Source organism: Methanobrevibacter sp. (assembly GCF_045541095.1).
Lineage (GTDB): Archaea > Methanobacteriota > Methanobacteria > Methanobacteriales > Methanobacteriaceae > Methanocatella.
On sequence record NZ_JAZQIJ010000040.1, the window covers coordinates 1 to 12,153 of the forward strand.

The following is a 12,153-nucleotide window of genomic DNA, read 5'->3' on the forward strand; positions in this document are numbered from 1 at the left end:
CATCTGCTTGGAGACACGAATAATATCTGAAATCTCTCAATTTCTTTAAGTATTTTAAAAAAATAATCCTATTATTTCTTTTTAAGTGAAGGAGTCCACAATTCAAATTCCTTTATTTGAGGAGGGATTCCGGAATCGTGATATGATTCAAGATAACCTTCATTGGAAATATATTGTTTTTCTGCGGATTCTGCTGAGTTGAAAAACTCCAAAATACCTCTGTTTCTAATCAGACAATGAGTTGGCTTGAATGTTGATGACCATATGTAGAATACCTTAAATGCAGTGTCGGGATGATATCCTCCTCCAAGGTCTATGGCCAATACATCACATTTCTGAACAATCTTGTAGACCTCACCGATTACTTCATGCAAACGCACATCTCCGGGAATGAATTTGACATCAAGCTTTGCCATCTCATCGATTGCTTCGGGGGAATTGTCAACTGCGACGACATTGCACTTTGATGCAAAAAGTTTTGTTGTGCCACCTACATGACATCCCAATTCGATGACTGTATCGCCTGATTTGACCAAATCCAGAATATCTTTTCTGTAGTTTTCTATATTGTAGCTGAGTTTAATCATAAATTATCCCATTGTTGTTGAGTTTATCTATATGTAAGTCTTCAATGTTTAGGTTTTTGAATGCATCTTCATCATATGCAAATGCAAATACCGTATTTCCAAGCATGGCCATGGAACTGCCTAAAATATTAACCGAAGAATTAAAATAATCAACATGTTCTTTTACTTCATCTGACATTAGACCTATATCATTGGCAAACCTGTTTGAAAATGATAAGAAATTATCCATAGTGGGCTCGCTTTCAAACATTTCTAGATATTTCAACCCGGAAGCAGTAATTGTCCGTTTAAGTTCGGAATTTTGAATGATGTCTGCGGTTTTTATCTCACCAAATGTTTTCCATGCAACATAAACGTCTTCTTTAAATGATTTGATTTCGCCAATTCCGGGAGCTCCAGGTTTGGTTCTCAAAACCAATCCTTTACCAGTTTGAGCTATGACATCACCCAGACCTCCGCCAAGATTAACCTCAGCCATATGAGCAATCTGGCCGCACAGCTCAAGAGAATAACCCAAATCAAGATATTCATTTAAAGCAAGTGTCAAGCTCAAGGCTGAAGCAGCGGATGTGCCGAATCCCGCGCCAATCGGAAGCTGAATATCCTGTGTGATTTTAAAATTTGCATCCGTTTCAAGTATTGAGAGCACCTCATCAACGACAGTAGTGCCTCCCTGATTAACATCAACAGTTAACTTCTCTGAATCTGAAATAGTGGTTTTAACACCTTTTGTAAGAAGAAATCCCACACCGCATGATCCGTTTTTTAACTTTATTTCGTGGTTTTCTATGGTAAAAAAACCGGTAATGTGGCCGGGTACAAAAACTGAATTACTCATGCTAATATGTTGATTTTTGATTTAATTAAAATTTTTGAAAAAAAAGAAAAGGAAAAAATAGAGAAAAAACTAATCTCTATTTAAATATTTTAATCAATTTTGTTACTGTGTCTGTAGAGTATTTTACAGTGTATTTGTAGGATTTACCTACTTTAAGATTTGAAAATACGCTTTTTGGAAGTACAAATGATACAGCACCTTTCTTGTTGGTTTTGCCTGTGTAGGTTTTACCGTTGAATTTTAAGGTAACCTTTTTGTTTGCCAGATATTTTTTATTTAACTTTTTCAGAGTTATTTTTACAGTGTGTTTAGATGTTTTCTTGTAATTCAGGTTTTTGGCAACAATTACATGAACTTTAACCTTATTTGAAACCTTGATACTTTTGAATTGTGCTGTAACAGTATAGGTTTTGATTTTTGCAGGCAGTTTCACGTTGATTGTAGCATAACCCTGAACATCTGTTTTGGCATAGTATGTTTTTCCGTTTACCTTAAATGTAATGGTTTTTCCTTCCATAGCCTGAGTATCCATTGTCAGATGCACAGTGTATTTAAGAGTGCCGTCTACATAAATGTCCTGGTCTTTGTTTTTGTCTATTTTATATTTACCGACGTGGAATGTAGTAGCATTGTTGATACTTGCATATCTTTGATCACCTGTGTATCTTAATGTAGCTTTATAATCTCCAGGAGTTAAATCACCAACAGTAACAACTGATTTACCATTTTCAACTGGTTCCGCATAAGGTTCTCCGTTAATAATAACCTGGAAGTTACCTTCAGCATCTTCAGGAAGGGTGAGTGTGAATGTAGCCTCACCTGCATCGTGGTCCACATCTACAGTGAAGTTATAATCATCTTCTGAAATTACCTTTTTGAGAACATGGATAACCACTGCTTTAGTTGAAGGAAGATATGCGCTGTTTCCTTCATAGTTAATAGTTAACTCTGTAACACCTTCATGACCTGCGGTAATCACACCGTTGCTGTCAACATCAGTAACTATATCCCAGTCATCAACATCATATGATAAATATCTTGTAGGAGCATCAGCAGGTACTAAAATATCGGTTAATGCATATTGGTCTCCGGAATATATTACGATTACATCATCAACATTGATTGAAGTTGGAATCTTAGCAACATTTACAATTACCTGTTTTTGACATGGCTGATATTTGTTGTTTCCGGCATAGGAAATTGTGATTACTGCACTACCTGATTTTAATGCAGTTACTTCTCCTTTTGTATTTACCATAACTACATCTTCTTCACTTGAACTGTAGGATAAAGGAGCTTCCTCATTCTGAATTACAAATGCATGCAAATCAATAGTTTCAAATACAAGCATATCATATGAATTTGATGCACTGATATGAGTTACGAATCTTGAAACTGATACTGTAAATTCAGCTTCGGAAGAGTGATATTCATCATCACCTGCATAGCTTGCGGTGATTTTAGCAGTTCCTTCACCAACGGCAGTCACTTCACCAGTGAATGGATTTACACGGGCAACAGTGGAATCACTTGATGTGTAAATAATCATATACTCATCAGGACCTCCTTCCAAAGTAGCTGTAACCTTATATGTATCATCAACATTAAGTGATTTTTCAGATTCCTCAAATTTGATAGTGGTTGTTTTTGTGGTTACTTCCACGTTTACAGTTGCGTTGCAAGGTTTATTTGCACTTACTCCATCATAAGTTATTGTGATTGTTGCATTTCCAATCTTATTGGCTGTAATTCTGCCATTTTCATCAACTGATACAATACTGTCATCACTGCTTACATAATTCAGTTTACCAGTGATAGGCATACCATATTTAACTGAAATCAGTTTAGCACCAAGACTTTTACTTTCGGAGAAACCTATTACAACATCATTTTCAACCTGAATCATTGTGTCCCTTTTATCAACATTTATAGTTACAGTTGCATTTGAAGGAAAGTAATACTCATTTCCATCGTATTTAATTGTTATAACAGCATTTCCGCCTGAAATAGTGAAAATTCTACCGTCTTGATCAACTTCAACTATTTCATCATCGCTGGATGAATAGGTTAAATTGAGATTTAAAGGATCAGTTGTTACATTTAATTTTACTCCAGCACCCACTTCCACATCAGCAGTTTCAGGAACTGAAATTGAAGTAGGAGCGCGTTCTACGGTTACTGTTATTGTTTTGTTTGTTGGTTTATATTTTCCGCCTCCGTTGAAGCTTACTGTAATGTTAGCAACGCCCGGTTTGACAGCCTTAACGTTTCCGTCTTCATCAACTGTTACAACTTCAGGATTGCTGCTTGTAAAGATTAACGGTTGAACTGCATCAGGTTTGATGTCAGCTTTGATTGTGGTTTCTTCACCATATTTCATTGTCAAGTCTGTTACATTAACCACGATATTTGTATCAACATCAACTACTTCAACAGTAACATTTTTTGTAACAGCACGATATTTGCCGTTACCGTTAAAGGTTATTGTTAATGTACCGTTTCCACGTTTCAGTCCTTCAATCCTGCCTTTTTCATCAACAGATATAAATTCGTTATCAGCAGTGAATATTAATTTACCTGCCTCTTCAGGATTAAGTTTTGCATCAATTGTTTTGAAATCGGTTACATTAAGCTTGAATGAATCTTCTACGTCAATTGTGGTTTCAACATCAACAACTTCAACAGTAACATTTTTTGTAACCGCACGATATTTGCCGTTACCGTTGAATGTGATTGTTACTGTAGCTGTACCTAATTTGATTCCATGAACTTTTCCATTTGAATCAATGGAAATTATGCCTGTATCTTTAGTGGAGAATCTTAATTTACCTGCTTCTTCAGGATTTAATTTGGCATCGATTACACAGTTTTCAGTTACATTGACTTTGACGGTGTCTTCAACTTCAATAACAGTTTCCACATCAGTTACGACAACATTAACTGTAGCGCTGGAAGGAGCATATTTATCATTTCCGGCAAATTTAATGGTTAAAGTGGTCTGACCTACTTTATCACCTATGATTTGACCGCCTTCAATGTATGCGACACTAGGATCATCTACAATAAATTCCAAATCACCTGCTTCAGGATGAGAGAAGACATAATCAATGTCCGCTGTTTCTGTCATGTTAACTGTTAATGTGTCGTTTACTTCAATGCTTGTATGAATAAGTGAAACTGTTACCAGCACGTTGGCTGAACTAGGCAGGAACTTATTATTACCTTCAAAGGAAACTGTAATGTTTGCACTACCTTCACCGACAGCAGTCAATTTACCGTTTTCATCAACTGTTACAACTTTATCGTCACTGGAGACATAAGTCAAATTACCTGCATTGGCAGGATTTAAAACAGCATCAAGATTTACGTTATCGCCAACGAATAAATCAAAAGTGCCGTTTACATCAATTGTAGTTGGAACATTATCAGTGTATACGGTTATCTCAACTGTTGCATTTGAAGGAGCATACCTATCATTTCCTGCAAAGTTAATATTTAGAGTGGTTTTACCTACCCCAACACCTGTAATTACACCATTTGATGAAACTTTTGCAATACTTTCATCACCAATGGAATATGTAAGGATTCCAATTTTTGGATTTAACTTCGCATTTAAATTAACAGCACTGCCAACTTCAACAGCGAATGTTTTTTCAACATCGATTGATGTTGGAACATGTACCACTTTAACGTTTACTGTTTTGGTAGCTGGATCATACTTATCGCTTCCCTCATAAGTGACAGTAATAGTTGCCTCACCGATTTTACGGGCTGAAATAATACCTTTCGAATCAACACTTACTACTGAACTGTTGCTGCTTACATAAAGCAATTTTCCACCATATTGTAAAGTAGCGTTAAGGTTTGCGATTTTACCCACCTGAATTTCAACATCAGAAACAACCCTAATTTCGTTTTTAGCAGTTGAAACTGTTACAATCACATTGGCTGATGAAGGAGCATACTTATCTGTTCCTTTATAGTTGATTGTGATGTTTGCTTTTCCTAAACCGACACCGGTTACTACTCCATATTCATCAACACTAACTACACTTGTATCATTGCTGATAAATTCGAAAACAGCTCCAATAGGTTTGTTATTTTCATCCAATACAGCAGGATTTATACCGTATTGATCAGTTTTGGACATATTAACTGCTTCATCCACTACAATATGAGTTTGAATATTGTTAACATGAACAATCAGATAAACCTCTGCAGGTTTATACTGGGTATCACCAATGAATCGGATAGTAATATTTGCAACACCTTTTCCAATAGCTTTTACCGTATGCATATTATATTCATATTCCATTATTGCAACACTGGTATCATTGCTTATATATTCAAATTTACCGTAAGTGCTAGTTGGTCTTGCATCAATTCCTACTCCATAACTGTTTCCAACCACTAAATCTAATTCAGATGGAGTAACATTTAATTTAGGATCTCTCTGACCTATAGTGACAGTGAAAACATATGTTGAAGGTTCATAATCATCATTTCCAGCAAATTTAACAGTTACTGTTGCAGTTCCATTTTTAAGAGTTTTATATTGGAAGGAATTAGTGCCTATCACATCAATTTTTAAAGCTTCTGGATTGTCAGTTTCAAAAGTTAATTGACCAGCGGAGATTGATCTATTTTTAACAGCATTAATTACAGAGAAAATCATGTTTCCGGAATTCCCAACCTCCAATTCAGTTGGAACATCAAATACAGATTTAATATAGGTTGGAATTTTAGTAACATTAATAATTACAGTGGCATTTGAAGGAAGATACATATCTCTTCCCATCACATCAGTTCCATCAAACTTAATAAATAATTCTGCAACTCCCAATTTTTTAGCAGTTATCTTACCATGGCTGTTTACAGTGAAAATACTGGTATCATTAGATCTGTAGGTTAAATGACCTTTTTGTTCTAAGAAATATGAATACTCTTGATTAAATACATCTACATATGCACCAGAAGATGATGTGTTACCTTCAATTATATCAATAGTGGAATTGACAATTATTTTAGTTGGTTGTCTAAAATGGAATGGAATGACATATTTTACATCACCATATTGTACAACTAAATTTCCTTTATGGTAATTTGCAGTACCGCTGATTATTTCACCAGGTTTTACATTATTTTTGTTAAGTGTTACATTTTCCCCGGATAATGAAAATGTTATAGGAGGCAAATCATCAAAGTCATAGTCAACTACTCTTTTGGTAGTACTGTCATAGACTAAAAAGTTTAATTTTGTCTGGAATTCTTTTGTGATATTATTATAAATAGGAGTTGTATAATTTAAGAATAACCATTTAGTCATATCAGCAAGAGTTGAAACATCCCATATAGTTTTGTCATAATCTTTCCAATAACTACCATACCAGTTATAGTCAGTATGAAGATTTTCATATACACAGGAAATAACAGGCATAGATAAAGGCAAATCATTGTTTAAAAATATGGAATTACTTATTTTACCACCTTTAGCAACACTTAAAACTATACTTTTATCAGATGTAGAGTTTACAAATAAACATCTATCGATAACAGCATTTGAAGAAGCAATTAATAAAGAACTACCTGACTTAGCAATATTATCCATAAATACAGAATTAAGGACAGTAATGTTATTAGCATGTATTGCACCACCACCAATAAACATATCATCAGTTAATGCAACATTACCCACAAAAGTACAACTATCAATAGTATACTCATAACCATATATAGCACCGGAGTAGTCTGCAGCATTATGATAAAAAGTAGAGTTAATAACTTTACCACCATCATGCAGATATACTGCACCACCTGCAACATCAACCTCAGAGGTAGCTGTGTTATTTTCAAATAATGTATTATCAACTGTTAAACCTTCACCTCTCCAGTATAGAGCACCAGCACTACTGTAAGTATGAGTGTTATTAATGAATCTACTGTTACTTACCTTACCATTACTAGCATAACCATATACTGCAGCACCACCTGTAAGACCATGGTTAATATTATTATAAAAAGTACAATTGATAATATTGGTATAATCAGCATGAGTATTAATGGCTGAACCCGCATGACCATTTGCATCTGCATAACCATTAACAAGATTCATGTTTTTAAATGTAATGCTAGTGGATGATTTTTCTACAACAAACATTGAAGCAGTATTCAAACCATTGATATTGTACCCATTTCCATCAATGACCAAATTACGTTTATTTGAAATAACAATACCGTATCTGCTATCAACACCCCTCATATAAACATAATCTTTATCTAATTTTATTGTGCTTCCGTCAGCTGCATTGTTAATTATGGATTGTAATTGAGAAAAGCTTCCAGCTTTAATTTTTTTAGTTACGGTTGAACCTTCACATGTTGCAGTTATTTCACAATCCCCTACTAAGTTAAGGTTAAATGTGTTCTTTCCAGTGTTATCTAAAACAACTTTATTCACATCAAGATCAATTCCTGTGAAACTTAAATTAACCTCTATTGAAGGTAATTTAGAAGTTGAATATATACTAGTTTCGCCAGTTTCAGGATTATATAAATTATTTATGGAAACTGTAGCAATGGAATTTGCAATATCCGGAATCAAATCCAAGTAAAGCCAGTTGTATACATCAACTGCATCATCAACATTAGGTCTTTTGGTCCTATTGTCATAAGTGGATCCAAACCAGTTATAGCTTGCATTAACAAAACGAGCATCAGAATCTATGTAACTGCCTTCACCACCTAAAAATATAGAATTATCAATATTTACTGAAGCAGAATAGAAATTAGAAATTGCACTACCTTCCGGTGCGTTATTATTAATGAATTTACTTCCTGAAATAGTTACTACATCAGTATACGGTCGTTCGGTAGTTGGCTGTTTACCATAAACTAAAACTGCACCACCATATAAAGAAGCAGTATTGTCTATAAAAGTAGAATTCCTCACATATTGTTTATTGCCGTAATAATCAACATAATATGTTGATATTGCACCACCATATTTAGCATTATTCTTAATAAAAGTGGAATCTGAAAAAACAGATAAACTGTCAGGGTTTGAAAAAATAGCTCCACCCCAATTTGCACTATTATTAATAAAAGAACAATTAGTGACTCTTAAATTATCACCTAGGCCATAAATAGCTCCTCCCAGACTAGCAAAACCATTTTTAAATATAATATTTTTTAAAGTAACAGTTGTACCATTTACATAAAATATTCTAGAATTACCATTCGCATCTATAGTGTGGCCTTTACCGTCAATAGTGAAATTATTTTTATCTATAACAATACCGGTAGTTATAGTGTCACTATCAGAATACTTATAATCTTTGTCAAGCTCGATGTTGGAAGAACCACCATTTATCTTAGTTTGCAAATCACTAAAGCTTCCTTCATCGGCTGTTAAAATTTCAACATCATTAGGATTATCTACACTTAAACTTACTGTCTCATTGTTATTGGCCCCTATACTATCCGCATTATTATCAGCAGCCGAAACGGCAGTGATACCAATGAGAACAAACAAGATCAGGCAGATAACCAGCATCTTATTTTTTAATTTCAAAACAATTTCCTCCCATTTATGTAAAATATCATTTATACAATACTTATGTATATTATACTTCATATTTAAAGTTAAGGCAAAATTGTTCCTCAAAAGTAAAATTTCAAAAAAAGAAAAAAAGTTATGTATCAGATACATAACCAAATAAATTTATTTTCGCTTAAGAGTTATTGCTCCTAAGCTCAATAATACCAATATTAATGCAAACAAAGGATTACCAGTTGCATTTTTGTCGTATATACGTTTAAATTCATGATGTTTGTGTTTATGGGTTGTGTTATTATGCTTGGTACCATTTTCATCCTCACCGGATTCGTTTTTCTTAGTTACGTTAGTAGTGTTTCTACTTTTTTCAATCTCGGAAGTCTGATTGTTTCCGGCATAAATCCAGTTGAATTTGATACCTGTGTTTAAAGTCAGGAAGAATAATGTTATTTTCGCTGTTTTACCCACAGGCAATGGATATTTGTAATCCCATATACCGTTTCCTCTGTAGGTCCAGGAATTTGTCTGGTCTACAAAGTAATCATATTTTAAACCTTTGCTGTAATAGGTATCCTTGATATACAGTCCGGTAATTTCATACTCACCTACATTTTCAACGATTATGTCAAAGCTGACCTCTTCTCCAACGGTTACATTGTAGTTGTTGGTCACTTTTCTGACTTTCATTTTAGGGTTAGGCAAAGTAGTTGTTTTGTTGGTAGCGTTTGACAGGGTAATGTTCATATATCCGGAAGTTACGTTATTGGTGAGATTACCCAGCACGTGAGTGGAAAACTCAACAATGAAACTTGCGTTTTCCATAGGTGCCAAGTCATGATTTAAAACCCAAAATCCGTTTCCTTTATATGTCCAGTCACCACGATCTTTGTACCATTTTTCAAATTTCAATCCTTTGCTGTATTGAGTATCGTTTACGAACACATCAGGCAATACCATATTACCTGTATTTACAACAGTTATCTTGAACTGTACGTTTTCTCCGACAAGAACTGTTTGGTTTATAGTATCTTTTTTGACTGTTTCATTGTATGTTGGCATGAACGGATTACTTTTGAAAAGCACCATATTCTGTCTGTCTGCAGGAGTCAGGAATATTTCCATATGGAATTCCATCAATGTTCCGTTAGGCAGATAGTATGTGTTGTTTTCAAAGAATTCTATTTCACCACTTTCATATGCAGCCAATACATCTTGAACAAGCCTGTCACGTGAGGTTTTGTAATGACCGTCTGTGAACATCCAGATGATATCCTGGACATCATATAAGGAATAGCTTGTATATCTTTCAGGATATGCATCCCTCAAGTAGAACAAAATCCTGATGTAATCTCCGACCACTGTTCTGTCAAGAGAGTTGACGATGTATGTTAAATCATTAGTCATTACCCCTTCTGTGTTGTCCGGATAGAACAAGTGCTGTTCAATACAGAATACCTCATACCCTTCATATTTTCCGGAAGGAATATATTTGGTATTTGCAGGGTTTCCATCCAACACGTCAACAGAGTAGTCTGAAACTTTGTTTTGATCAAATACCTTTATTTCATTGTCTGAAATTTTGGTTTTTGAATCTTTTTTCAGGCCGTCTACTACAACTATTGTTTCGTTACCATAAACTCCAATATTGTTCTTGAATTTTGAATCTTCTACTTCGAAGCTTAATGAGAAGATTGCTCCCCCATGATTTGCTTCGTTGTTTTCAAACAAACAATTTTCAACTTTTGAATGACTTGAAGATATTGCTCCACCGTAATTGTATGCCAGGTTGTTAGTGAAGTTTGAATTCTTGAACAAATTATCGTTACTCTTATAACCTGTACTGATTGCTCCACCACCATATCCGTTAGCGGTGTTGTTGTCAAACAGGGACTTATCTACAGTAACGTTGAAATTTGAACAGATTGCACCTCCACTCTGTGCAACGTTTTCCATGAATTTGGAATTGATTACGGTTAAGTTGTTTTTAGCAACTAAGTCGCTTTCAAATTGAGCTATACCAAAGATTGCTCCACCTTTCAAAGCCGTATTATCGATAAAGGTTGAATTATCAACAATTAAACTGCCAATAGAGGTTATTGCACCTCCACCTTCTTCAATCTGGTAGTAACCACTGTTTAATACACGATTGCTTTTGAATAGTGAATTTTTTATTCGACCGTCATGAGAAAAGACAGCTCCACCTAGTCCCTTCTGCTCAATAAGCGTCCATTCCGATGAGGAACGGGTTAGAATCTTATTGTTTTCGAAATACGAATCTTCCACTAATAATTCTCTCGCGTATACTGAACCACCATTAAATTTTGCCGAATTGTTCCTGAATACGGAATCATGGATTTCAACCGGATTTGACTGATATATGGATGTCACTCCAATTGCTCCTCCATGTCGTCCAGCAGAATTGTTTTCAAATAGACAATTGTTAACTGTTAATGTACCTGTTGATAAAAGATATGCAGCACCATTAGCCTTGTCACCGACATATCCATTAATAAATTTTATATCGTTTAAAGTTACGGATCCACTATATTGGATAAATATTCTTGCAAGGTTACTTCCATCTATGGTATGATTATTACCATTTATTACAATATTATCAACTTCGATACCTGTTTTCAAAGATGATGCATCTTTGCTAGCATCGAATTTATAATCTCTTGTTAAAGTTATATGGCCATCTTTAGCGTTCTTCAAATCATCGTTCAAATCAGTGAAAGTACCGGTAGCACCATCACTTAAAATTTCAACATCATTTGCCTGTTTTACTAATTCGTTTGCGTTATTTACATCTGAATCTGTTGGAACACTTTTCGCTGAAACCATCCCAATAGATAATATCAATATTATTAATACCAATAAAATCATCAGTTTATTACATTTCATTATTTCCCTCAAACCGAGAGACAAATCAATATAGTAAACTAAATCAATTTTCCATTTAATAATATAAACCTTAAATTTATTTCAGTTATCTTTTAAATCTATACAAATAATATAGCCTAATCATCATTATGCTTGAAATAAGCGAAATATATCTGATTATTATTACTAATAAATAATCAATTATATCCGTTTATTAGAGCACTAGACCAAAAAATACCAATCATACCGAGTTAAAATGTTATTTAACAGAAATTTGATTTGTATTTTCATAT

The 12,153-nt window shown here is 34.3% G+C and carries 4 protein-coding genes; all 4 read right to left on the bottom strand.

Translation table 11 applies throughout. From position 1 onward, the window contains the following. Window positions 1-71 precede the first annotated feature (71 nt). Window positions 72-587, bottom strand: a complete 516-nt coding sequence (locus ACKI2P_RS01765) for a class I SAM-dependent methyltransferase (protein ID WP_407374531.1) — start codon at window positions 585-587, stop codon at window positions 72-74. Beyond that, window positions 580-1,425 carry a pantoate kinase gene (locus ACKI2P_RS01770; RefSeq protein WP_407374532.1) on the bottom strand — a complete coding sequence of 282 codons (846 nt, stop codon included), beginning with the start codon at window positions 1,423-1,425 and terminating at the stop codon, window positions 580-582. Before ACKI2P_RS01770 ends, ACKI2P_RS01765 begins: the two co-directional genes overlap by 8 nt. Window positions 1,426-1,501: 76 nt before the next feature. After that, entirely contained in the window at window positions 1,502-8,995 is a 7,494-nt protein-coding gene (locus ACKI2P_RS01775; RefSeq protein ID WP_407374533.1) for an Ig-like domain-containing protein, read from the bottom strand. A gap of 150 nt (window positions 8,996-9,145) precedes the next feature. After that, window positions 9,146-11,881, bottom strand: coding sequence for a hypothetical protein (locus ACKI2P_RS01780; protein ID WP_407374534.1), 2,736 nt, complete (start codon window positions 11,879-11,881; stop codon window positions 9,146-9,148). Between the last annotated feature and the right edge of the window lie 272 nt (window positions 11,882-12,153).